This is a genomic window from Microbacterium sp. NPDC064978 (assembly GCF_044543605.1).
Classification (GTDB): domain Bacteria; phylum Actinomycetota; class Actinomycetes; order Actinomycetales; family Microbacteriaceae; genus Microbacterium; species Microbacterium meiriae.
Genome location: NZ_JBITWF010000001.1, coordinates 790,485 through 813,764, shown reverse-complemented (window position 1 = coordinate 813,764; position 23,280 = coordinate 790,485). Strand labels below are relative to the sequence as shown.

Below are 23,280 nucleotides of genomic sequence, written 5' to 3'. Positions count from 1 at the left end.
TCAGGGGCGATCGCCCTCGACCGGGTGCTCTCGTGACTCGTGTTCCTCGGCCTCCAGCAGAGCGATCTTGCGCGAGAGTCGTGTCAGCTGACGCTGCTGTTGGGCGTTTCGCCGATACTGCGTGTATACGAATGCGAGGAACATCACGATGAGTCCGTACAGCACGAGATCGGTGCCGCGTCCGACGCCGACGAGCTGAGCGAGCCACGAGAGCCACTGGGGGAAGAGTACCGAGAGCACCGCGACGACAACGAACAGGCCCATCAGGATGCGGCGGATGGCCAGATGGCTGTCGGCGCCGGTGCGCCGCATCATGAAGGCGGCGAGCACGACGATCGCCGCGATGAGAAGGAACTGGATCCACATGGGTCACCTCACCACCAGATCGACGAGGATGTTGACCGAGTTCAGCACACTCTGTCCTTTGGCTTTCGAGTAGTCGGTGTAGAGCAGCTCGACCGGATACTCCCGCCAGGGCAGGCCGGTGCGGCCGAGCTCGAGCACGATCTCTGTGGCGTGCGCCATGCGGTCCTGCTTCAGATCGATCTGCTCGGCGGCGTCGCGGCGGATCACCCGGAGGCCGTTGTGCGCGTCGGTGAGCTTCAGACTGGTGGTGAGGTTCGTCACCCACACTGCGGTCTTCAGCATGACCTTCTTGATCCAGCCGGGGTTGGTCCGGTCGTCGAGGAAGCGCGAGCCGAAGACGATCGCGAGGTCCTCCGCACGCGCTAGCTCGAGCATCCCGAGGGCATCTTCGATACGGTGCTGGCCATCGGCGTCGAAGGTGACGATGTACTCGCACTCCGAGTGGCTGAGCGCGTAGGTGATGCCGGTCTGCAGTGCGGCACCCTGACCCAGGTTGACGGGGTGCTGGACGAGCATCGCTCCGGCCTCCGTGGCGATCCGTGCGGAAGCGTCGCTGGAGCCGTCGTCGACGCAGATGACGTGGGCGAACTCCTGACGCAACTGGGTGATCACACTGCCGATGACGCTGGCTTCGTTGTACAGGGGGATGACGATCCAGGCTCGCCGATCGGGCGTTCGAGGTGAGGGGACGCTCGGGGACATGATTCCATTGTGTCAGGTGTCTTTCCGGTCACCGTGAACCCCGAGCCCGTTGGACGAGATGACGAAACGAAACAGAGTGATCGTCGCGACCCGGCTGTACACCCCGGAGGTGACCGCCGCGAGCTTCCGGATGGAGGCGCTCGTGCAGGCCATGACGACGAGCGCGGACGTGACCGTGCTCACCACCCGGCCGCCAGCCGGCAGCGTCGCGCGCGCTGAGGACACCGCAGCCAGGATCAAACGGATGCCCGTGCTGCGTGACCGCTCCGGCGCGATCCGCGGGTACGTGCAGTACCTGTCGTTCGATATCCCTCTGTTCTTCCGTCTGCTCGTGAACCGTGCCGACGTTATCGTCGCGGAGGCGCCGCCTACCACGGGGTTGGTGGCTGCCGTCGCCGGCATGCTCACCAGGCGACCGGTTGTGTACTACCCGGGGGACGTGTGGTCGGATGCCGTGGCCTCGACGGAGGCGCCAGGACTGGTGGTGCGACTGATGACAGCGGTCGAGCGCTTCGTGCTCCGGCGTTCCGCGCGGTCGATCGCCGTGTCGGCGGAGGTCGCCGAACGTCTGGTCGCGGTCGGTGCGCTGCCCGAGCGCGTCGTCGAGGTGGGCAACGGCATCGACACGGATGTGTTCCGCCCCGATGTGTCACCCGCCGCCGCCGAGCGTCCGTACTTCGTGTACACGGGAACGATGTCGGAGTGGCAGCAGCCCGACGTGTTCGTGCGCGCATTGGCCGAGCTGGACGACGTCGACGTCGATATCCGGTTCTTCGGCCAGGGATCCGTGGAGGCGGAACTGAAGGCGCTGGCGGCCACGCTGGTGCCCGGCCGCGTGCACTTCGGTGGGCTCGTGCCGCCTGCAGGCTCGGCGTCCTGGATCAGGGGAGCGGTGGGTGCGCTCGTGAGCATCGTGCCCGGGATCGGCTACGATTTCGCGCGACCGACGAAGACGTACGCTGCGGCCGCCGTCGGCACCCCCGTGCTCTTCGCGGGGGCGCAGACGGGCGCCGAGGTCGTTCGGGCCGCGGGTCTCGGTGAGGCCAGCGACTTCACGGTCTCCGAGGTCGCGCAGGCGATGCGACGACTCGTCGCCCAGGCACAGGACGGGACGACGGAGCGCGAGCGTCCGCGTCGAGCGCAATGGGCCGTCGACACGGTGTCCTGGAGCACGGTCGGTGGGAAGGCCGCCGATGTCGTGCGGAGCGTGCTTGACGGTCTGCGCGGCCGACGCCGGTAGAATCGCCTGTGGTGCCGCCACGTCCTGGCATCACGCAAGGAGCGCTGTGACCGAATCATCCCGCGTGCGGATCGTCGAATCCGCTGATGTCTCCTCGGATGCCTCCATCGGCGACGGCTCCTCGATCTGGCATCTCGCACAGGTGCGGGAGCAGGCGCAGCTCGGCGAGAACTGCATCATCGGGCGGGGGGCCTACGTCGGCACCGGCGTCGTCATGGGCGACAACTGCAAGGTGCAGAACTACGCGCTCGTCTACGAGCCGGCGCGGCTCGGCGACGGTGTCTTCATCGGGCCGGCCGTGGTCCTCACCAATGACACGTATCCGCGGGCCATCAACCCGGACGGCTCGATCAAGAGCGCGCACGACTGGGAGCCCGTCGGCGTCACGATCGAGACGGGCGCGGCGATCGGTGCCCGGGCGACGTGCGTCGCCCCGGTCACCATCGGCGCGTGGGCGACGGTCGCCGCGGGAGCGGTGGTCGTCAAGGACGTCCCGGCGTATGCACTCGTGGCGGGTGTGCCCGCCAAGCGGATCGGCTGGGTCGGCGAGTCCGGCGTACCGTTGACCGCCGGCGCCGAGGCCGGTGTATGGATTTGCCCGCAGAGCGGCGAACGCTATGCGGAGAACGATGGAACCCTGACCAAGGAGGCAGTGTGAGCGAGTTCATCCCCCCGGCGAAGCCGATCATCGGCGACGAGGAGCGCGAGGCCGTCGACCGGGTGCTCCGCAGCGGCATGGTCGCCCAGGGGCCGGAGGTCGCTGCCTTCGAGGCGGAGTTCGCCGATCACTTCGTGCAGGGGCGTCCGTCTGTCGCCGTCAACAGCGGCACCGCCGGCCTGCACCTCGGGCTGCTGGCTGCGGGCGTCGGTGCGGGCGATGAGGTCATCGTTCCGTCGTTCACATTTGCCGCGACCGGCAACTCCGTCGCACTCACCGGTGGCACGCCGGTCTTCGTCGACATCGAGCCGGAGACCTTCTCCCTCGATCCGTCCGCCGTCGCCGCCGCCATCACCCCGAACACCAAGGGCATCCTGCCCGTGCATCTTTACGGGCACCCGGCCCGCATGCGCGAGCTCGAGGCGCTGGCCGCTGACCGCGGTGTCGCGCTGTATGAAGACGCCGCGCAGGCGCACGGCGCTTCGCTGGACGGCCGCCCTGTCGGCACGTTCGGACAGTTCGCCATGTTCAGCCTCTACCCGACGAAGAACATGACCAGTGGTGAAGGTGGCATGGTCACGGCGGAGAACGCCGGGATCGCCCGGATGCTGAAACTGCTCCGCAACCAGGGCATGGAGCGTCAGTACGAGAACGAGATCGTGGGCTTCAACGCCCGTATGACGGACATCCACGCCGCCATCGGGCGTGTGCAGCTGACGAAGGTCGACGCGTGGACGGCTCAGCGCCAGGCGAACGCCGCGTTCCTGGATGCCGAGCTGCGAGGCGTCGTGACGCCTCCGGTCGCCGAGGGCGCCGTGCACGTCTACCACCAGTACACGATCCGCGTCCCCGAGGACCGTGACGGCTTCGTCGCGGCTCTCAAGGCGGAGCACAATGTGGGCTCGGGCGTCTACTATCCGATACCGAATCACCGCCTGCCGTCGCTCGCACCCTACGCACCGGATCTGGACCTGCCCGAGACCGAGCGCGCCGCCCGCGAGGTGGTGTCGCTGCCGGTGCACCCGTCGCTGTCGCAGGACGACCTCGATCGCATCGTCACCGCGGTGAACACCCTCGCGGGAGCGGGCGCCTGATGGTGTTGCGGGCGGGTCTGCTCGGCGTTGGGATGATGGGACGCCATCACGCGCGCGTCCTGCGTGAGGTGGACGGCGTCGACCTGGTCGCTATCGCCGACCCCGGAGGAGACCCGCACGGTGTCGCCGGCGACCTCAGCATCCTGCCCGACATCGAAGCCCTCATCGATGCGGGCATCGACCTCGCCGTCGTCGCCGTGCCGACGCGTTTCCACGAGGACGCGGCGCTCAAACTGGCCGCCGCGGGAGTGCACACGCTGGTGGAGAAGCCCATCGCGCACAGCATCGAGGCCGGACAGCGCATGGTGGACGCGTTCGAGAGCGCTGGCCTGGTCGGCGCGGTCGGTCACATCGAGCGCTTCAACCCTGCGCTGCAGGAGCTGCGCCGTCGGATCGAGGCCGGTGAGCTCGGTGCGGTCTACCAGGTGGCGACGCGCCGGCAGGGGCCGTTCCCGTCCCGCATCGCCGACGTCGGAGTGGCGAAGGACCTCGCCTCGCACGACGTCGACCTCACGGCCTGGGTCGTGCAGTCCGACTACGAACGCGTGTTCGCGCAGACGGCGTTCAAGAGCGGCAGAGAGCATGAGGACATGATCACGGTCACCGGGCGCACCATGTCGGGTGTCATCGTGAATAACATCGTCAATTGGCTCTCGCCCATGAAGGAGCGGTTGACCGTGGTCACAGGCGAGAAGGGCGCGTTCGTCGCCGACACCTCGACCGGCGATCTCACGTTCTACGCGAATGGCACCATTCCGCTGGAGTGGGAGTCCGTGTCGACGTTCCGTGGCGTGTCCGAGGGCGACGTCACCCGCTACGCCTTCGCGAAGCGGGAACCCCTGCGCGTCGAGCACGAGGCGTTCCGCGACGCGGTCCTGGGAGCCGACAGCGACGTGGTGACGATGGCCCAGGGCTTGCGCACGCTCGCAGTCGTCGAGGCCGCGCTGGAGTCCGCGCGCACGGGCAGCTCGATCACGATCTGAGGCCCGAGGGGTCCGGAGGGATGACGCCGCACGAGCTCCTTCCGGATCTCGGGCTCAGACGATCGCTTCCAGAGCGTCCAGGAACACCCGGCTCTGGGCGTCACGCGTGAACTGCGTGCCCTCGGCGAGCGATGGGGCCTGTACGCGTCCGGTGCGCGACTTCTCCTCGGCCATTGCGTATAGAGCGTCCGCGATCGCCGCGGGGTCATTGCTGACGACGCCGAGCCCGTTGTCGCGTATCAGGTCGCCGGCGGCGCTGTCCTCGAGCCCGGTCATGATGATCGGGCGCGCAGCTCCGATGTACTCGAAGACCTTGCCGCTCAGCACGCCCTTCTCACCGGGGTCGTTCCACAGCAGAAGCAGCAGCGCGTCGGAGTCGGCTTGGATCTGCAGCGACTCCGCGTGACTCACCTTCCCGTGCTGGCGGACGGCGGCATCGAGCCCCAGCGACTCGATGGCGGCAGCGACCTCGGCCGAATGCGGACCGTAGAAGTCGACGGAAATGCGGGTGTCCGGGTGCGCACGCAGCAGCTCCGCAACGCCGCTGAGGAACGGCAGGGGATCGCGTCGTTTAGGGATCACCCAGCCGCAGTAGGCGATGCGCAGTTCGGACGAGGACGGGTGGTACTCGAGATGCGCGAAGTCCTGGGGGTCGTAGCCGTTGGTGACCACGACCGTGGGGACCCCATACGCAGCTTCGAGTTCGTCCGCGAGGGGGGCGCTGACCGTGGTGAGCAAGGCAGCGTCCGACACGTGCCGACGCTCGACAGACGAGTCCAGGCGACGTCGGAGCGCGCCGTACGGGTAGTAGGTGCTGTTGGAGAGCAGGTCACGGTAGTCGACGGCGAGCTTGGCCTCGAAGTGCTTCGCCAGTCTGGAACCGAGCATCAGGGCGCTGAACGGGCCGACGCTGGTCACGACCACGTCAGGGCGCCAGTCCCATGCGGCGGCGTGGCGCCCTGCGGCTTTCGCCCACCGGCCGTAGATGTCCGGCCAGACGAACTTCATCGCGATGGCGTAAGCGACCGACGCGGCACGGTGCCACGGCCGCGGCTTCTTCGGTTTGAGGCTCTGCACGCCGGAGACGGCCTTCATCATCGGGTCCGCCACGCGGTGGATGGTCAGCCCGGCGTGCTCGGGGACGATGAGACCCTCGTCCGCGCCGTCGCGGGTGAGCACACGCACCTCGTGCCCCGCGGAGGCCCAGAACGAGGCGAGCTTCGAGATCCGCACGGCGGCGATCTTGTTCTCGGGCGGGAAGAACGGGCAGATGAGCAGGATTCGCATGTTCCGGGTCTCCTGGGAAGGGCGGACGGGGGAGGGAGCGGACGAAGCTACGGCACAAGTCCGGCGAGCGACGCTTGGAACCGGAAGTCGGGTACCTGCGCGACGACTTCGTCGAAGGTGCCGAAGCCCAGGACGCGACCCTGATCGAGGTAGCAGACCTGGTCGTAGTGCCGGATGGTGGCGAGACGGTGCGCCACGGTGATGAAGGTCACCTTGCCGTGCAGCTCGTTCATCGATTCGACGACTCGGTTCTCGGTGGCCGTGTCGAGCGAGCTCGTTGCTTCGTCCATGACCATCACCAAGGGATCGGTGTAAAGCGCCCTGGCGATCCCGAGTCGCTGTTGCTGCCCTCCGGATACCGAGGAGCCGCGTTCGCCGAGACGCTCCTCGAGTCCGCCGGGACGCTCGGCAATCTCGCTGATGTGCGCTCGTCGAAGAGCCTGGACGACACGGTCGGGATCGTAGTCCTGCTCCCACGTCAGCGCGACGTTCTGCGCCACGGAGCCGTCGAACAGTGCCACCCGCTGCGGCACATACCCCACGCGCTGACGCCACTGATGCAGGACACGGTCCACGGGGTGCACGTCGATCTCGAGAGTTCCCGACGTCGGCACGCTGAGGCCGAGGATGATGTCGATCAGCGTGGACTTCCCGGCGCCCGAAGGACCGACGATAGCGAGGCTGGATCCGAACGGGACGCTCAGATCGAGGTCCTTCAAGACCGGTCCGCGGTCACCGTCGTAGCTGAAGGAGACGTTCCGCAACCGCAGCTCGCGGGGGTGCAGGGGCAGGCTCTCGGAGTCGCTCGGCTCGGTCTGCACGGCCGTGTTCGTCTGCGTGAGCTGTCGGATCACGTCTCTCGCGTAGACCTCGTTCGAGGATGCGGCTGTGAGGCTGGCCTGCACAGCGTTCATCGAGGGGATCATCCGGAATCCGGACGCGGCGAACAGCGATATGGCCACGACAGCCTCCGCAGCGCCGCCGGTCAGGAATGCCGAGGCGCCGATGAGGACGAATCCGCCGATCAGGGCGGCCTCGAAGGCGTAGCGCGGGACGATGGTCATGAACGCGAGGTTCGCCCGCGATCGGGTCGCAACCGCTCGGTTCTTCGAGATGACGCGCCCGGCCTCGTCAAGCTTGCCCCGCAACGTGACCTCTTTCAGCGCCTCCACCATCTCCGTCATCACAGTCGCGACCCGATAGGAGTAGTCACGACTGCGTTGGCCTTCGGATTTCGAACGACGGGAGAGCGTGAGCGAGATGGTTCCGGACACGATCGAGAGGTAGACGAAGGCGATCAGTGCCGTCAGCGGCTGAGCGATCACGAGGATGAGCAGTGCCGCGAGGAACGTGAACAGGTTGCCGGGCACTTGGGAGAGCGCGAGAAGGAATCCGCGGTTCGCGCTGCCCACCGAGGAATCGACCACGCGCGTGAGCTCCGCAGTGCTGATCCGCGAACGGTCCTCCCAGCTTGAGTGGGTGTACGCGGCGAACAACCTGTCGCCGAGGTCCAGCTCGTACCTGGCGAACCGGCGCGTGGCGCGCCAGTGCAGCGTCGCCGCGAGCACTCCCTTGAGGATGAACAGCGCGGCGACGGCGACCACGACCCAGGCCGTGGCCGACTCGGGGAGCGGGCCGAAGAACGGGATCTCGATCGGTTTGTCGGTGACGAAGGTGTTCACCGCGAGGACAATCAGAGCCAGCGCCGCGGTGTCGAGGATCGCGAGCAGGCCTGTGGCGATCGAATACCAGAGATAGAACGGGCGGGCATCGCGCGGAAGCACGCGGAACAGATCGAGCAGTGTCCGCCAGATGCTTCTCATCGGGGTGAGTCTCCTTGCTGTTTCACAGGGCTACGCCGACGCGGGAAACCCTCATGGATCCTACCCGTTGGCATTCGGGCGGATCTGTGGGCGTGCGCAGAGACGCGGAGGCGTCGCTCTTCACCCGTGTGCGAGGATGGACGGCAGCTGAACCGACGGGAGTCCGATGCGCCACGCCGCCGCCAGAGAGCAGGCTTCGGAGACCTGCCTGATCCTCCTCACGAACTGCTTCCCGTTCGCCCCCGGCGAGGAGTTCCTCGAATCGGAGATCGGCCACCTCGCGGCGGCATTCGATCGTGTGCTCCTCATCCCGGTCGTCCGCAGCGTCGGACAGACACGGAGACGGGCGACTCCCGAGAACGTCGAGGTGATCCTCCCCGAAGCCGTCAGCACGGCGAAGGCTGGCATCCGGAGAGCTCTTCGCTATGTGGTCCGGCACCCCGTCAGAGCCGCGGCGGCTTTCGGGCGCGCATTGCGATCCTTCCCCCATCCGCGGCGGATCTTCGTAGACCTCCGTCTCGATCTGCTCGCCTGCACGGTCGCCGACGAGGTGGCAGCACCGGTCCGCGCGCGGCTCGCTCCTGGAACGCGCGCCGTGTTGTACAGCTACTGGATGATGGTGCCGGCGCGGACGGCGGTGCGACTGGCTGACCGGTTGGGCAGTCGGACGGTGCCGGTGATCAGCCGCGCACACGGCTACGACGTGTTCTCCGAGCGTAGCCCTGGCGACTTCCTGCCTCAGCGCGAGCTGCTCCTCTCCAGCGTCTCGGAGGTCTTCACCGCTTCAGAGCACGGGGCGGACTACCTCCGGACGAAGTACCCGGACTACGCCGACCGCATCAAGACTGGCCATCTCGGTGTCGCACCGGCGAGGTCGGCAGGCAACGTGGTGCAACACCCGCTGAAGGTGTACACCTGCGCCTACCTGGTGCCGGTGAAGCGCATCCCGCTGCTCATACAGGCGCTTGCCGTCGCGCAGCGTCGGGGGCTGAAGGTCACCTGGACCCACATCGGCTCAGGGGGCGGGGAGTATGCCGCTGCTGTCGAGAGACAGGCGGGCGAACACCTGGAGTCCGGAACCTTCGAGTTCCTCGGCGACCTCACCAACGACGAAGTCCGCGCGCAGTACACAGCACAGCCGGGCGGTGTGTTCGTCAACGTTTCCGAATCGGAGGGGGTTCCCGTGTCGATCATGGAGGCACTCGCACAGGGGTTCCCCGTGATCGCCACGGACGTCGGGGGCAACAGCGAACTGATCGACGTCGATGGCGGGATGTTCGACGGACTGCTCCCGGCTACGCCGACCGCCGAGGAGATCGCCGACCGACTCGAGCTGCTGACCGCTGCGGAGACGGATGACTACCGACGGTACGTGGAGGCGAGCATCGCGCACTGGAAGCGGGCATGGTCGAGCGACGCGAACTACTCCGCGTTCAGCGCACACCTGCTCGGCGCGGCGCGCGCAATCTGACAGCCTGTCCGCGCGCATCGCCCCACAGCGGCTTGCCTAGGATGGGTGTCGTGAAGATCATGAGTGTCGTGGGCGCGCGCCCGCAGTTCGTCAAGCTCGCCCCCATCGCCCACGCCATGCAGGCTGCCGGCCACGAGCACGTCATCGTGCACACCGGCCAGCACTACGACCCGATGCTCTCGGACGTTTTCTTCCGCGACCTCGGCATCCCCGAGCCGGACGCGCACCTGGGTGTCGGTTCCGCTTCGCACGGTGTTCAGACGGGCGCGATGCTCGCCCAGATGGATGAGGTGCTTGCGCGTTTCGAGCCGGACAGTGTCCTCGTCTACGGCGACACGAATTCCACGCTCGCGGCGGCCATCAGCGCGGTGAAGCTGCACTACCCCGTGGCGCATCTGGAGGCAGGGTTGCGGTCCTTCAACAGGGCGATGCCCGAGGAACACAACCGTGTACTCACCGACCATTCCGCCGATCTCTGCCTCGCACCCACTGAAGTGGCGATGGGGCACCTCGCAGAGGAGGGACTCTCCGCGCGGTCGGTCTTGGTTGGCGACGTCATGACCGACGTGCTGTTCCAGGTTCGTGATGCTGTGATCCGCGAGGGCTCGACCGACGCTGCAGACATCAGTGGTCCGGGGGAGTACTACGTGGCCACCATTCACCGCGCCGAGAACACGGATAGCCCTGAGCGGCTGCGCGAAGTCGTTGCGGCCTTGGCTGCCGCGGACAAACCGGTGATCCTGCTGGCACATCCGCGCGTGCGCGCCAAAGCGGCCGAGCACGGCATCGCCCTCGACGCGGGCGCGTTGCGAACGCGGGATCCACTCGCGTACCCGGAGCTGATCGCCGCGGTTCTCTCGAGCGCCGGCGTCGTGACTGATTCCGGAGGCCTGCAGAAGGAGGCCTTCCTGCTGAGGGTGCCGTGCACCACAGTCCGGCGTGAGACCGAGTGGGTGGAGACGGTCGATCTCGGATGGAATGTGCTGGCGAACTCCGCGGAGGAGATCACCGCCGCACTGACGAGGCCGGCGCCCGAAGCGACCGAGGCGGCCCCGTACGGCGACGGGCATGCCGCGACACGCGCGGTGAACGCGATCGTCGCGGCTTTCGGCGGCTGAGCACTCGGCGCAGGGCGCCAGCGTGGCCATGTGGTTCTGCGATACGATTCGGCCGTGCTTCTGACTATCGGGATCCCCACCTACAACCGCGCCGAGGACGTCAGGAAGACCGTGACGGAGATCCTGGCGCACGAGGATTCTGAACTGGTCGACATCGTCGTCATCGACGACGGGGGAACCGACGACGCCGCTGAGCGCCTGCGCGCAGATCCGGCGGTCGTCGACAGGGTCCGCGTGCTGCGGAACCCGGAGAATCTGGGTTACGCAGGCACCTTTGCGAGGTTGTTCCGCGAGTGCGAGACCGAGTACCTCATGCTCACGGCCGATGACGACCGTGTCCTGATGGAGAACATCCGAGCCCTTGTGGAATACCTGAGCGACCACGCCCCCGTTTTCGTCTCTCCCCAGTTCCTCAGAGATGGGCGAGTTTCCCGGGGACGCTCGTTCACCGGGGCGATCGCCCCCAGGGACTTCCTCGCGGCATCCGCGCACGCGCCGGGCCTGGTGTATCGCGTGGAGGACTGCCTGCCCGCGCTGGGGGAGCTCGCGGAGCGAGCGGAGGCCGAGGAGGTCGACGCCCTCGTATACCCGCAGGTGCACATCGCCATGCGCCTGATGCTGGCTGGCGAACGCTGCACCTGGCTCGCGCTGCCCACCGTCGCCGAAGGTGCGTACCGGCCATCGGGTATCCGGGATGCGGCAGGGGGCCAGTACTGGTCGGTCGAGTCGCGTTGGAAACAGCTGCAGGCATACGACGCTCTTCTCTCCCGGTGGACCGCCGACGATGCGAGCGGGCGGGCGCAGGAGATGCTCACAGCGCAGCGGGACCGCGCCTTCCATGCGATCGCGAGCGCTATCCGCATGGAGCACCCTGACCTCGGCGCCGCGTTCGACGAGGGTGCTCGTCGGCGTTATCAGAGAACCCTGCGAAGCCGCATCCTTGCCGTGCCGATCGTCGGGTGGGTGGTGCGCCAGCGCCGGTCTTTCGCACGCCGATCATGACGGTGCTCCCCCTTCCGAGGGGTCTGTCGCGCGCGGGCATCATCCGCCGAATCGCCCCATAGACTGGACCCCATGCGTATCGCCGTCGTGGCCCTCGGAAAGATCGGGCTTCCCCTCGCCGTCCAGTTCGCCTCCTCCGGTCACGATGTGATCGGTGTCGATGTCAACCAGAAGGCGGTCGACATCATCAACGCCGGGCAGGAGCCGTTCCCCGGTGAGGCCCACCTGGCGGAGAAGCTGCAGGAGCTCGTCCCCTCCGGCCGTCTGCGCGCCACGACCGATTACGCCGAGGCGATCCCGGGAGCCGACGCCGTCGTGCTCGTCGCACCCGTGTTCGTGAACGACGAGACATGGGAGCCGGACTTCCAGTACATGGACTCGGCGACGCGATCGCTCGCCGAGCACCTCACGCCCGGCACCCTGGTGTCGTACGAGACGACGCTGCCCGTGGGGACGACGCGGAACCGGTGGAAGCCCATGATCGAAGAGGGCTCCGGCCTGACGGAGGGCACGGACTTCTTCCTCGCCTACTCGCCGGAGCGCGTGCTCACCGGGCGGGTCTTCGCTGACCTGCGCAAGTACCCGAAGCTCATCGGCGCGCTGTCCGACGAGGGAAACCGTCGCGCCCGCGAGTTCTACGAGTCCGTCCTGCAGTTCGACGAGCGTCCCGACCTCCCTCGCCCCAACGGTGTGTGGGACCTGGGAACGACGGAGGCCTCGGAGATGGCGAAGCTCGCCGAGACGACGTACCGCGACGTGAACATCGGTCTGGCCAACCAGTTCGGTCTGTTCGCCGCTGCACACGGCATCGACGTCTACAAGGTGATCGAGGCCTGCAACTCGCAGCCGTACAGCCACATCCACCGCCCCGGCATCGCCGTCGGCGGACACTGCATCCCGGTCTACCCCCGCCTGTACCTGTCCACCGACCCCGACGCCGACATCGTGCGCGTCGCGCGCCAGCTCAACGCCTCCATGCCGGAGCGCCTGGTGGCGCAGGCGGAAGGCATCCTCGGTGACCTGAGCGGTCTGCGAGCGGTCGTGCTCGGGGCCGCCTATCGCGGCGGCGTCAAGGAGACGGCGTTCTCCGGCGTGTTCCCGACGGTGAAAGCTCTCCAGGACCGCGGCGCGCAGGTCGTGGTGCACGATCCGCTGTACAGCGACGAGGAGCTCGGACGCCTCGGCTTCGACGCGTACGAGTTCGGCGGCGAGGCGGACCTCGTGATCCTGCAGACGGATCACGCCGACTACCGCGAAGTGTCGCCGGCGGACCTGCCGGGGGTCCGGCTGCTCGTCGACGGGCGCAACGCCACGGATGCGGCTCGCTGGGCGGGGACCCCGCGGATCGTGGTGGGCGCTGCGGCCTGATCGGCCCGGTGACCCGACCTCCCAGGCGCGCCCCGATACGATGGGGAACATGGATCTTCTCGTCGTCGGGTCGGGTTTCTTCGGCCTCACCATCGCCGAGCGCGCCGCGGAAGCGGGCCGCACGGTGACCGTCATCGACCGCCGCTCGCACATCGGCGGCAACGCCTACAGCGAGGCGGAGCCCGAGACCGGGATCGAGGTGCATCGCTACGGTGCGCACCTGTTCCACACGTCGAACGCGACGGTGTGGGAGTACGTCAACCGCTTCACGTCGTTCACGAACTACGTGCACCGCGTCTACACGACCCACAAGGGCGTCGTCTTCCCGATGCCGGTGAACCTGGGGACGATCAACCAGTTCTTCCAGGCCGCGTACACGCCGGACCAGGCTCGCGCTCTCGTCAAGGAGCAGGCGGGCGAGTTCGATGCGAAGTCCGCGACGAACTTCGAGGAGAAGGGCATCGCCCTCGTCGGCCGCCCGCTGTTCGAGGCGTTCTTCCGCGACTACACCGCGAAGCAGTGGCAGACGGACCCGCAGAAGCTCTCCGGAGACATCATCAGCCGGCTCCCGGTGCGCTACACCTACGACAACCGGTACTTCAACGACACCTGGGAGGGCCTGCCCACGGACGGCTACACGGCGTGGCTCGAGCGGATGGCCGACCACCCCCGCATCGAGGTGAAGCTGGACGTCGACTACTTCGACGAGTCCCAGCCGCTGAACAAGAAGGCGACCGTCGGTCAGGTCCCGGTGGTCTACACCGGTCCCGTCGACCGCTACTTCGACTACGCCGAGGGGGCGCTGAGCTGGCGCACGCTCGACTTCGAGCAGGAGGTGCTGGACGTCCGCGACTTCCAGGGCACCAGCGTCATGAACTACCCGGACATGGACGTGCCGTACACGCGCATCCACGAGTTCAAGCACTTCCATCCGGAGCGCAAGGACGTCTACGAGTCCGAGAAGACCGTGATCATGCGGGAGTTCTCCCGGTTCGCCGAGCGCGCCGACGAGCCGTACTACCCGGTGAACACCCCGGCCGACCGCGAGGGCCTGCTGGCGTACCGCGAGCTCGCGAAGGGGGAGAAGGACGTCCACTTCGGCGGTCGCCTCGGCACGTACCAGTACCTCGACATGCATATGGCCATCGGGTCGGCGCTGTCGCTCTGGAACAACACTCTCTCCTAGACTCGGAATCGTGAGTCACGCTGCTGTCGGGGCGCCCGGGACGCCCCGGCGCTATCTGCATTCGCTGTGGCTGCTGTCCGCGCGCGACCTCAAGGTCCGGTATGCGACCAGCTTCCTCGGTTACGTGTGGTCGGTTCTCGACCCGCTGGTGATGAGCGCGATCTACTGGTTCGTGTTCACGCAGGTGTTCAGCCGCGACGTCGGCGAGCAGCCGTACATCATCTTCCTCATCAGTGCGCTGCTGCCGTGGGTGTGGTTCAACAGCTCGGTGTCGGACTTCACCCGGGCGTTCAAGAAGGACGCCCGCCTCGTCCGCTCGACGTCGATCCCTCGTTCCATCTGGGTGAACCGCATCGTCCTCAGCAAGGGCATGGAGTTCCTGTTCTCCCTGCCGGTGCTGGTGCTGTTCATCGTCATCAACCTCCTGTTCGAGAGTCATGCCGACCAGGTCGTGCAGATCGGCTGGGGCGTGCTATGGGTGCCGGTGGCCATCCTCATGCAGACCGTGCTGCTCGTCGGGCTCGGCTTGCTCGTCGCTCCGCTGTGCGTGCTCTACACCGACCTCGAGCGCACCACCGCCCTCATTCTGCGTGCGATGTTCTACGCGACACCGATCATCTACAACGTCACGGATCTGCCCGGCATCTTCCAGACCCTCGGCGCCTTCAATCCGCTCGCGGGGATCTTCATGCTGTACCGCATGCCGTTCTTCCCCGATCAGTGGAACCCGTTCACGCTCACCGTCAGCGCCGTGATGTGCCTGCTGATCCTCGCGCTCGGCGTCTGGGCGTTCCGACGTCTCGAGCGCCCCGTCCTGAAGGAGCTGTGATGGACGCCGCTATCGTCGTGCAGAACCTCGGCGTGCGCTTCCGCCGCAACCGTCGCGGGCAGCGGAACTTCAAGGACCTCTTCGCAGGAGCGTCCCGGCGCTCGCGTCCCGGCGAGTTCTGGGCGCTGCGCGACGTCTCCTTCACCGTGCACCCGGGTGAGTCGATCGGCGTGGTCGGTCGGAACGGGCAGGGCAAGTCGACGCTGCTCCGCCTCGTGGCCGGTGTCCTCCTGCCCGATGAGGGCACGGTGAGCGTGAACGGGGGCGTCGCCCCGCTCATCGAGATTACCGGCGGATTCGTCGGCGACCTCACGGTCCGGGAGAACGTCCGCCTGACCGCCGGACTGCACGGCATGTCGAAGGACGAGGTCGCCCGTCGGTACGACGACATCATCGCCTTCGCCGAACTCGCCGGATTCGAGGAGACGCCCTACAAGCACCTCTCGAACGGCATGAAGGTGCGTCTGGCGTTCTCCGTCGTCTCCCAGCTCGATGAACCCATCCTGCTCGTCGACGAGGTGCTCGCGGTCGGCGACAAGGCCTTCAGGGAGAAGTGCTACAAGCGCATCGACGAACTGCTCTCGGACGGCCGCACGCTGTTCTTCGTCAGTCACAACGAGCGCGACCTGCGCCGGTTCTGCACCAGGGGGCTGTACCTGGATCGCGGCACGCTCGCCATGGACGCCCCGATCAAGGACGTCCTGGACCGCTACAACGCGGACTACTCCGTCTGAGACGACGCACCGACCCGGAGTGTCAGAGGCCGACGAGGCCGCGCAGATCTGCCGCGGCGGAGCGTGCATCGGCGATCGCCCCTGACACTCCGGAGCCGCTCTCGATCGCCGCTCGCAGTGCTGCGAGGCGCTGCGCGTAGGTCTCCACGCCGGAGCGCCAGGGGTCCTGGATGGACGACGGCGGCAGTGCGTCGCCCAGGCGCTGCGCGTCCTGCTGGAGCGAATCCACGACAGGAAGCGCGTCCTGGCCGCTCGCTCCCGCGATGATGTCGAGTCCCCGGTCAGCGGAGTTCAGCCACCCGGACACCTTGTCGCGGAAGACCTCGACCGTCGGGTCGCCGACCGGGGGCGCGGTCGTGATCGGAGTCGGGTCCGGGGTCGCGGACGGGGCCGACGTGGCGGTCGGCGTGGGAGCGGACGTCTCGGACGGGCTTGCCGTCGGAGACGGACTCGCGCTGCCGGCGGGCTCGGGGCCACCATCGCGCGGCAACAGGAAGAACAGCAGGACCCCGACGATCGCGAGCGCCGCAACGCTCAGCCCGACGATCAGCCACACCCGGCCGGTGCGCTTCGGCGCGGGGGGAAGCGGGGCCCACCGTACCTCGGGCTGCGGCTCGTCCATGTCAGGCCTCCAGGGGGCTCATCGGCTCCCAGGTGCGATCGCGACCGATGCGGCCGCCGTCCCTGAGCCCGCGGAACAGGTTGCTCGTGCCGCGGACGGTGCGCTCCACGAAGACGAGCCGGATCAGCTCCTTGAAGAACGTCGCCGTCGTCCCGAGACCGAACAGCACGGGGTTGTAGACGCCGTGCACCCGGTAGTACTGCTTGATGAAGGCCCGGTTGCGCATGATGTAGTAACGGTAGGCGTTGCTCGAGGCGTTCATGTGCCGGATGCCCATGTCCCACTGCCGGATCTCGCGGGTGCGGCGCAGCACGAACTCGTCGACGATGACCGCGGTGGTCAGGCGCGAGGCCAGCCACCCGTACATCTGGTCGTCCCAGTAGATGAAGAAGCGGGGGTCGGGGAGGCCGATCTGCTTCACGATCGAGCGGTGGATGAACATCCCCTCGAAGCAGCCGCTGTTCATCTCCTTGTAGCCGGAGGAATCGAAGCCTGCAGGGGCGAAGGGGATCGGGATGCCCATGCGCTCCGCGATGCGGTACTGCCAGTAGAACTCGCTGCCGTCGTAGTCGTAGCGCCGTCCCTGGATGCTCTTGAAGCGCGGTGCCCAGGCGCCCATTCGGGCGAGACCGTCCGGGAGCACCTCGACGTCGTCGTCCATCATCCAGATCCACTGCGCGCCGAGGTCGTACGCCGTGCGCATGCCCTCGCTGAATCCGCCGGACCCGCCGGTGTTGACGTCGAGACGGCGATACACGAGGTCGGTGCCGATGTCGTCTCGGAAGGACTCGACCACGTCGGTCGTATCGTCCGAGGAGGCGTTGTCGATCACGATCACGTGGCCCGGCTTCGGATCCATCGCGGTGATGCTCGTGAGGAGGCCGGTCAGCAGATGCGAGCGGTTGTACGTGACGATGACGATCGCGGCGGAAGAGGGATCGAAGGCAGGAGCCTCGGTGGTCATGCCTTCTCCTCGAAGACCTGCTGCCAGGATTCGGGCGAGACGAGCTCCGGCAGTGCTTCCCGGTACTGACGCTGCAGTTCGGGCCATCGACGTCGCAGCTGAGCGTGCAGACGCACGGTGTCTCGGAGCATGCGGCGGTACTTGGCGCGGTCGCGCGTGTAGATGTTCTTCCCGGAGCCGTCGGCGGCGCTCACGAGCGCGCTGTCGTACAGCGGGACGCGCCACCAGTGTGCGTCACCCTTCCCGAACTCCACCTCCGGCCGAGCGATGTTCGCCGGGTCAGGGCGGTGCACCCAGTGCGAGAGCAGCGTCTTCAGCGTGAAGATCCGCAGTCGCAAGCCGGTCGGACTGTCGAACTCGTTCTTCGGCAGCCGCTTGTAGACCTGTCGTCCGCGGCGCGAGTGCAGCACGCGCGCAGGATCGCGATGGACCACCGTCTCCGGGTATTCCGCGGCCAGGGCGCGTGCGGCCGGCATCGCCGTGGCCAGGTTGCGGCGCATGTGGTCGGGTCCGGAGAGCACGTCGCGGAGGGCGCGATTGCGCAGCGCCACCGGGTAGTACTGCATCATCATGAGGTGCTTCAGATCCACGCGCCGGCTGTGCACGATGAGGCGGCCGCCTCGGGGTGCTCCGGAGTGCAGGAGCCCGGCGACGATCCGGTTGCGGGCGTGGAAGTAGGCCTGCCAGTCGATCGAGTCGTCCTTGTTCACCCAGGAGACGTGCCAGAGCGCGACGCCGGGCATCGACACGGTCGGGAAGCCCGCCTCGCCGGCACGCAGGCAGAACTCGGCGTCGTCCCACTTGATGAAGGCGGGAAGGGACAGCCCGACCTTGCGCACCGCGTCGAGCGGGATGAGGCACATCCACCAGCCGTTGTAGTCGGCGTCCATCCGCATGTGCAGCAGCGGCGACTGGCGCAGGTTGGCGACGCCGAAGTCGTGCGGCATCTTCTCCTGGTAGAGGTTGCGCCACATGAACGGCCCCTCGTCGACAACCTCCGCCCAGCCGTGCAGCTTCGGGCGGTCGAGGAGGTCGAACATGTGTCCGCCGACGAGCACGGGCGTCGTCGCGAACTGACCGAAGACGATGGAGCGCCGCAGGGACTCCGGCTCGATGCGGACGTCGTCGTCCAGCAATTGCACGAAGTCGCTCTCCGGGCGCTGCAGGGACTCGTGCATCGCTCGGGCGAAGCCGCCCGATCCGCCGAGGTTGCCCTGGCGGATGACCTGCAGCGTCTCGCCCAGGCGCTCGGCGACCTCGGCGTAGCCGTCCTGGTCCGCGACGAGCTGCGTGCCCTGGTCGACGAGGAAGATGCGGTCGACGAACTCCAGCGCATCGGGGGAGGAGGCGAGCGCCCTCAGGGTCTCCACGCAGTAGTCGGGCTTGTTGTACGTCGTGATGCCGAGGGAGGCCTTCCCGGTGCGGGCAGGCTCCTGCTCGGTGGTCCACTCCGCGCCCTCGAGCACGGCCGGCTTCTCGTCGGCGACGATGTCGAACCAGATCCAGCCGCCGTCGCTGTACTGGGTGAGGTCGAGGTCGAACGAGGTCGTCGCCTCGCCGGTGACCTCGCGAGTGGCCACGCGCTGGCGGACTCCGCCGCCGTTGGAGCGGTAGACGAGGATGGTCGCCGGCCCCGTGGTCCGTACCGTGAGCTGCACCTCGCGGACGCTCGTCCAGTGCTGCCAGTACGACGCGGGGAAGGCGTTGAAGTAGGTGCCGAGGGAGACGCGCCGACCGGCCACGATCCGGGCGCGGTGCCGTCCCAGGATGTTGCCCAGGTGCGCGCGGCTGGAGACCCGGACCGGTTCCTCCTCGATCACCGACCACGTTTCCGGATCCGCGTACAGCGGGAGAAGATCGGGGTCGCGATCGAGCGGGAAGACGACGTTCTGAAGGACGTGGGCCACAGGGAGGTTCTCCGTTGTTGGTGCCGCGGTCGCTGCCGGAGGGGCAGCGCGCGACTCGACGAGCAGTGAGTAGCCTACCGGTGGTCGCCTGCGGATCTGCGGAGAGCCGACCCCCTGCGCTCGGCGCGTCTGGCTAGACTGGCCGCGATGAAGGTACTGATCACCGGCGGGGCCGGCTACATCGGATCGACCGTGGCGACGGCGTGCATCGAGGCCGGGATCGAGGTCGTGGTGCTCGACGATCTGTCCACCGGGCTGGCGGCCTTCGGGGAGGGACGCCACCTCTACGTCGGCGACATCGCCGACGCCGCCGTCCTCGACCGGCTGCTGAGCGAGCACCCCGACATCGACGCGGTCGTGCACTGCGCCGCGCGCATCGTCGTGCCGGAGTCCGTGGCCGATCCGCTCGGCTACTACGACAGCAACGTCGGCAAGACGATCACGCTCCTCCGGCGCCTCCGCGATGCGGGCATCCCGCGCATCGTGTTCAGCTCCTCCGCCTCGATCTACGCGGGGGAGACGGGCGACGGGGTCGACGAGAGCGGGCGTCTCGCTCCCTCGAGCCCCTATGCGACCACGAAGGCCATGGTCGAGCAGATCCTCTCCGATGCCGCCGCCGCCGGGGACTTCCGGGCCATCGCGCTCCGCTACTTCAACCCGATCGGTGCCGACCCGAAGCTCCGGACCGGACTGCAGAACCCCACGCCGTCGCACGCGCTCGGCAAGATCATGCAGGCGCGCGCGGCCGGTGAGCCTTTCACGATCACCGGCACGGACTGGGCCACCCGTGACGGGTCGGGCCTGCGGGACTACATCCACGTCTGGGATCTCGCGCTCGCACACGTCGCGGCGGTGACCCGTTTCGACGACGTGGCGACGCCGGAGCAGCCGTACCAGGTGATCAACCTCGGCACCGGAGACGGTGTCACGGTCCGGGAACTCGTGCAGGCGTTCGAGCGCGTGACCGGGGCACCGCTGCCTGTGGTCGAGACCGATCGCCGGCCCGGCGACCAGGCCGGGGCCTTCGCGATCGTGGATCGGGCGCGCGAGGTGCTGGGGTGGCGTGCGGAGCGCTCTGTCGACGACGGCGTGCGCGACGCGCTCGCCTGGGCGGAGAAGCTCCCCACCGTCCGCTGACCGCCCGCCGAGCTCACTCCTGTGGGCGCAGGGTGGGAATGGTTCCCGTGTGCGCCGCGTCGATGTTCTCGCGCCACGACCGGGACTGACCGGCGCGCAGGGCGCACAGCGCGAGCATGAACCACCCGGCGCCGACGAGGGTGAAGCTCTCGAACATCGAGTCCACCGCGAGGGCCACGAGCGTGATCGGGGTCCAGGCGTAGACGACCGAGCGGCGGACGCTCGCGACCAGCCAGGAGCGGATCAACGCGATCCCGCCGAGCAGCAGGAACAGCACCAGCCCCGCCGCGCCGAGTTGCAGCAGCACGTCGAAGAAGGCGTTCAGCGCGCTCTGGTGCCGGTCGTCGAGCTGGAAGTTGATGAACGTGAAGGGGTATTCGCCTCGAGCCCAGTCGCCGAACCACCCCCACCCGGTGATGGGCTTCACGGCGACGAAGTCGAGGATCATGTTCCACAGCTCGGCCCGCATGGAGAAGTCGGAGCCGGCGTCGAGCAGCGCGATGATCTGGTGACGCAGGGCGAACGCGACGGTGAGGGCGAGAGCGACCAGGACCCCCAGCGCCCATTGCACCAGGTTCCGACGCGCCGGAGCGGTGTGGCGGACGATGGTGAGCGCGACGGTCACGATCCCCACGGCGACCGCCAGGACGAGCACCGTCGGTGAGGACGACAGGAGCGCCAGGCCGCCGGCCAGGGCGACGGAGACCACGGCGAGCGGGGGGTCGACGGACTGGGTGCGCCACTCGATGACGAATGTGATCAGGGCGAGCACCGCGATGAAGCCGAGCATGTTGCGGCTGCCGAACAGCCCCTGGACCGGACCGCCGGCGGCGAGGTTGCCCTGGATGTCCAGGAACGCGAACGGGAGGTCGAGGAGCACCCCCGAGAGGATCTCCACGCCGAGGGAGACGCCGAGGAGCACGCGCAGGGTGTCGCCGAGTGCGCGGACGGTCTGGAGCGTGTCGCGGATGTGCCCGATGGTGATGGCCAGGAACGCGTACCCGAAGAGCGACAGCCAGCCCAGCACGGTGTCGGAGCGGTCGGTCGTCCACACCAGGCTCACGAGCGCCCACGCGAGGAACGCCAGCAGGGAGGAGGGCGCGATGCGCAGCGGGGACAGCTCCTCCCTGCGCACCCAGAGAATCGCGGCTCCCAGGAGGCACAGGGCGGTGATGACGGTGGCGAGAGTGACCGGCGACGTCATCCGTCCGATGGCGAACGAGCCGAACACGGCGGTCAGTGCCGCGAGCGTGAAGGCCCTGGCCATCTCGGCCGAGCCGAGGAGACGGGCGAGCGGATGCACCGTCACGGCACCCGCCGCGTCGCCGTGCCGCGCTCGAAGACGAGGTCGCGCTCGCCGACGCCCACCAGCGGCACCGACTTGAGCTTGAACGACAGCAGCACTAGGAGCAGCCAGCCCCACAGCATGATCGGCGTGGACTCGGTGAGCCCCTGCACCAGGAGGACGACGGTGTACAGGCTCGGCAGCAGGGTCAGCGGGGAGTACGGGCGGTGGGCATCGAGGTCCCACCGCGGGCGATCGACGGCGAAGAACCAGGAGCGCCACAGCAGGCTGCCGTACGCCACGGCCATCAGCACGAGTCCGAGGACGCCGAGCTGCAGCAGCACGTCCAGCCACATGTTGTGGGCGTGGAACACGGTGATCCCGTGGTCGACGATCCAGCCGTCGAAGGCAGGGTCCGTGGGGACCCACGGGCTGGAGAAGCCGTTGCCGATGACCGGGTGCTCCCCGACGCGTCCCAGGACCGCCGCCCAGATCTTGTTCGAGCGGCCGGTGAGATCGGCGCTGCGGCCGAGGAGACCGAGGAGGGGCTCGCGCAGCAGCCACAGGGCGAGGGCGAGGACTGCGGTGGACCCTATCGCGACGACGTAGATCCGGGTGCGGGCGGTCGGCGACGCTGCACGGCGCATCAGCAGGGCGACGACGAGGACCACGGCGGCTGCACCGGCGCACGCGAGCGCGGTCGCGGACGCGGTGCGGAAGAGGAAGTACGCCGCGAGGATCATCCACAGCGCGAGTGTCGTCCGCCAGCGGGCCTTCGCCGCGAACAGCACGCCGAACGTGATCAGCGCGAACAGCGAGACGATGCCGAGCAGATTCGCGTTGCCGAGGATGCCCTGGATGCGTCCCCCGTCGAAGAGGTTGTCGCGGACCCAGTACCACTGGGGATCGATCTTCCCGGCGGGGATGTCCGCGAAGTTCGGCAGGAGAGGGCCGTGCAGGACCAACGACACCCACAGCTCGAGTGCGAGGGAGAGCCCGAGGATCCACTTGAAGGCGGACGACAGGGCGCGCACGATCTCGTGCCAGGTGAGCACGTGCGCGATGAACAGGCCGTTCACCGTGACGGCGGCCAGGAGCATGCCCGTGGCGACGGTGGGAACCCGCCACTGGGACCAGGCGACGGAGAGGAGGGCGAGCGCGGTGTAGCCGACGGCCGCCCAGGGGAGCCGGCGCCAGCGGAAGGGCTGCGGGCGGTTCCTCGCGAGCATCGGGACGCCGATCGCGAGGGTGGCCGCGCTGAAGAGCGCGAGCACGATCGCGGCGCCGATCTCGCCGAGCAGGTTGTACACCGCCGAGTGCGCGAACGCCACGAAGAGGACGGCGATGACGTATCCGCGCAGCAGGAGGTGCCCCGTGGACTCGCGCTCGGGCGCGGTGGGCAGGGCTGCCACCGGGTGCTTGGTGTACTGGGCCATCGCGACTCAGGCTACCGCGACGTGCCCGGATCCGACCTGTCCGTCGCACCGGGCTCTACGCTGGGGGC

Annotated in this window: 21 protein-coding genes; 12 read left to right on the top strand and 9 right to left on the bottom strand. The window is 68.0% G+C overall.

The window, feature by feature from the left end; genetic code table 11:
* Both ACIGJI_RS04205 and ACIGJI_RS04200 read right to left on the bottom strand, forming a co-directional pair.
* On the bottom strand, positions 1-366 hold the full coding sequence (locus ACIGJI_RS04205) for a DUF2304 domain-containing protein (RefSeq protein ID WP_187663700.1): 366 nt from the start codon (positions 364-366) through the stop codon (positions 1-3).
* Positions 367-369: 3 nt separating this feature from the next.
* Positions 370-1,068, bottom strand: coding sequence for a glycosyltransferase family 2 protein (locus ACIGJI_RS04200; protein ID WP_187663701.1), 699 nt, complete (start codon positions 1,066-1,068; stop codon positions 370-372).
* Between the two features lie 76 nt (positions 1,069-1,144).
* Between ACIGJI_RS04200 and ACIGJI_RS04195 the strand changes: the two genes are divergently transcribed.
* Genes ACIGJI_RS04195 through ACIGJI_RS04180 form a run of 4 tightly spaced genes read left to right on the top strand, consistent with a single transcriptional unit; the run spans position 1,145 to position 5,043 of the window.
* Positions 1,145-2,308 (top strand): glycosyltransferase, encoded by a 1,164-nt coding sequence (locus ACIGJI_RS04195; protein ID WP_363445903.1) that lies wholly within the window; start codon positions 1,145-1,147, stop codon positions 2,306-2,308.
* Positions 2,309-2,354: 46 nt separating this feature from the next.
* Positions 2,355-2,966, top strand: coding sequence for an acyltransferase (locus tag ACIGJI_RS04190; RefSeq protein WP_232089213.1), 612 nt, complete (start codon positions 2,355-2,357; stop codon positions 2,964-2,966).
* The gene (locus ACIGJI_RS04185; RefSeq protein WP_363445905.1) at positions 2,963-4,060 is read left to right on the top strand and encodes a DegT/DnrJ/EryC1/StrS family aminotransferase; all 1,098 of its coding nucleotides are present in this window, start codon (positions 2,963-2,965) and stop codon (positions 4,058-4,060) included. Before ACIGJI_RS04190 ends, ACIGJI_RS04185 begins: the two co-directional genes overlap by 4 nt.
* Positions 4,057-5,043 (top strand): Gfo/Idh/MocA family oxidoreductase, encoded by a 987-nt coding sequence (locus tag ACIGJI_RS04180; protein WP_363445989.1) that lies wholly within the window; start codon positions 4,057-4,059, stop codon positions 5,041-5,043. Before ACIGJI_RS04185 ends, ACIGJI_RS04180 begins: the two co-directional genes overlap by 4 nt.
* A 54-nt stretch (positions 5,044-5,097) precedes the next feature.
* Here the strand turns inward: ACIGJI_RS04180 and ACIGJI_RS04175 are convergent, their stop codons facing one another.
* Entirely contained in the window at positions 5,098-6,330 is a 1,233-nt protein-coding gene (locus tag ACIGJI_RS04175; protein WP_259953178.1) for a glycosyltransferase, read from the bottom strand.
* 47 nt (positions 6,331-6,377) lie between these two features.
* Positions 6,378-8,153, bottom strand: coding sequence for an ABC transporter ATP-binding protein (locus ACIGJI_RS04170; RefSeq protein ID WP_363445907.1), 1,776 nt, complete (start codon positions 8,151-8,153; stop codon positions 6,378-6,380).
* 166 nt (positions 8,154-8,319) lie between these two features.
* On the opposite strand from ACIGJI_RS04170, the gene ACIGJI_RS04165 reads away from it, so the two are divergent.
* The 7 genes from ACIGJI_RS04165 (at position 8,320) to ACIGJI_RS04135 (ending at position 15,861) form a co-directional block, all read left to right on the top strand.
* Entirely contained in the window at positions 8,320-9,624 is a 1,305-nt protein-coding gene (locus ACIGJI_RS04165; RefSeq protein ID WP_363445908.1) for a glycosyltransferase, read from the top strand.
* A 50-nt stretch (positions 9,625-9,674) separates the two neighbouring features.
* Positions 9,675-10,742, top strand: a complete 1,068-nt coding sequence (wecB, locus tag ACIGJI_RS04160; RefSeq protein WP_363445910.1) for a non-hydrolyzing UDP-N-acetylglucosamine 2-epimerase — start codon at positions 9,675-9,677, stop codon at positions 10,740-10,742.
* A gap of 54 nt (positions 10,743-10,796) precedes the next feature.
* Entirely contained in the window at positions 10,797-11,744 is a 948-nt protein-coding gene (locus ACIGJI_RS04155; RefSeq protein WP_187663709.1) for a glycosyltransferase family 2 protein, read from the top strand.
* A 72-nt stretch (positions 11,745-11,816) separates the two neighbouring features.
* Positions 11,817-13,112 (top strand): nucleotide sugar dehydrogenase, encoded by a 1,296-nt coding sequence (locus ACIGJI_RS04150; protein WP_259953199.1) that lies wholly within the window; start codon positions 11,817-11,819, stop codon positions 13,110-13,112.
* Positions 13,113-13,161: 49 nt separating this feature from the next.
* Positions 13,162-14,298: a UDP-galactopyranose mutase gene (gene glf / locus ACIGJI_RS04145; protein WP_187663711.1), complete on the top strand. Its 1,137-nt coding sequence runs from the start codon at positions 13,162-13,164 to the stop codon at positions 14,296-14,298.
* Positions 14,299-14,308: 10 nt separating this feature from the next.
* Positions 14,309-15,127 (top strand): ABC transporter permease, encoded by an 819-nt coding sequence (locus ACIGJI_RS04140; RefSeq protein WP_259953200.1) that lies wholly within the window; start codon positions 14,309-14,311, stop codon positions 15,125-15,127.
* Positions 15,127-15,861, top strand: coding sequence for an ABC transporter ATP-binding protein (locus ACIGJI_RS04135; protein ID WP_268776544.1), 735 nt, complete (start codon positions 15,127-15,129; stop codon positions 15,859-15,861). Before ACIGJI_RS04140 ends, ACIGJI_RS04135 begins: the two co-directional genes overlap by 1 nt.
* Positions 15,862-15,883: 22 nt before the next feature.
* Here the strand turns inward: ACIGJI_RS04135 and ACIGJI_RS04130 are convergent, their stop codons facing one another.
* From ACIGJI_RS04130 to ACIGJI_RS04120, 3 genes are read right to left on the bottom strand one after another with little or no spacing between them, the layout of a single operon-like run.
* On the bottom strand, positions 15,884-16,483 hold the full coding sequence (locus ACIGJI_RS04130) for a hypothetical protein (RefSeq protein WP_259953201.1): 600 nt from the start codon (positions 16,481-16,483) through the stop codon (positions 15,884-15,886).
* 1 nt (position 16,484) lies between these two features.
* Positions 16,485-17,447, bottom strand: coding sequence for a glycosyltransferase family 2 protein (locus ACIGJI_RS04125; protein WP_187663715.1), 963 nt, complete (start codon positions 17,445-17,447; stop codon positions 16,485-16,487).
* Positions 17,444-19,354, bottom strand: coding sequence for a glycosyltransferase (locus ACIGJI_RS04120; protein WP_187663716.1), 1,911 nt, complete (start codon positions 19,352-19,354; stop codon positions 17,444-17,446). Before ACIGJI_RS04120 ends, ACIGJI_RS04125 begins: the two co-directional genes overlap by 4 nt.
* A 147-nt stretch (positions 19,355-19,501) precedes the next feature.
* Between ACIGJI_RS04120 and galE the strand changes: the two genes are divergently transcribed.
* Positions 19,502-20,491 carry a UDP-glucose 4-epimerase GalE gene (gene galE, locus ACIGJI_RS04115; protein ID WP_187663717.1) on the top strand — a complete coding sequence of 330 codons (990 nt, stop codon included), beginning with the start codon at positions 19,502-19,504 and terminating at the stop codon, positions 20,489-20,491.
* Between the two features lie 13 nt (positions 20,492-20,504).
* Here the strand turns inward: galE and ACIGJI_RS04110 are convergent, their stop codons facing one another.
* The gene (locus tag ACIGJI_RS04110) at positions 20,505-21,800 is read right to left on the bottom strand and encodes an O-antigen ligase family protein (RefSeq protein WP_363445913.1); all 1,296 of its coding nucleotides are present in this window, start codon (positions 21,798-21,800) and stop codon (positions 20,505-20,507) included.
* On the bottom strand, positions 21,797-23,212 hold the full coding sequence (locus ACIGJI_RS04105) for an O-antigen ligase family protein (RefSeq protein ID WP_268776542.1): 1,416 nt from the start codon (positions 23,210-23,212) through the stop codon (positions 21,797-21,799). Before ACIGJI_RS04105 ends, ACIGJI_RS04110 begins: the two co-directional genes overlap by 4 nt.
* Positions 23,213-23,280 lie beyond the last annotated feature (68 nt).

Bases quoted from the DNA above. Each gene is read 5' to 3' on its own strand.
- ACIGJI_RS04205 (WP_187663700.1), bottom strand. From the start codon at position 366: ATGTGGATCCAGTTCCTTCTCATCGCGGCGATCGTCGTGCTCGCCGCC.
- ACIGJI_RS04200 (WP_187663701.1), bottom strand. From the start codon at position 1,068: ATGTCCCCGAGCGTCCCCTCACCTCGAACGCCCGATCGGCGAGCCTGG.
- ACIGJI_RS04175 (WP_259953178.1), bottom strand. From the start codon at position 6,330: ATGCGAATCCTGCTCATCTGCCCGTTCTTCCCGCCCGAGAACAAGATC.
- ACIGJI_RS04170 (WP_363445907.1), bottom strand. From the start codon at position 8,153: ATGAGAAGCATCTGGCGGACACTGCTCGATCTGTTCCGCGTGCTTCCG.
- ACIGJI_RS04165 (WP_363445908.1), top strand. From the start codon at position 8,320: ATGCGCCACGCCGCCGCCAGAGAGCAGGCTTCGGAGACCTGCCTGATC.
- ACIGJI_RS04150 (WP_259953199.1), top strand. From the start codon at position 11,817: ATGCGTATCGCCGTCGTGGCCCTCGGAAAGATCGGGCTTCCCCTCGCC.
- glf (WP_187663711.1), top strand. From the start codon at position 13,162: ATGGATCTTCTCGTCGTCGGGTCGGGTTTCTTCGGCCTCACCATCGCC.
- ACIGJI_RS04135 (WP_268776544.1), top strand. From the start codon at position 15,127: ATGGACGCCGCTATCGTCGTGCAGAACCTCGGCGTGCGCTTCCGCCGC.
- ACIGJI_RS04130 (WP_259953201.1), bottom strand. From the start codon at position 16,483: ATGGACGAGCCGCAGCCCGAGGTACGGTGGGCCCCGCTTCCCCCCGCG.
- ACIGJI_RS04125 (WP_187663715.1), bottom strand. From the start codon at position 17,447: ATGACCACCGAGGCTCCTGCCTTCGATCCCTCTTCCGCCGCGATCGTC.
- galE (WP_187663717.1), top strand. From the start codon at position 19,502: ATGAAGGTACTGATCACCGGCGGGGCCGGCTACATCGGATCGACCGTG.
- ACIGJI_RS04105 (WP_268776542.1), bottom strand. From the start codon at position 23,212: ATGGCCCAGTACACCAAGCACCCGGTGGCAGCCCTGCCCACCGCGCCC.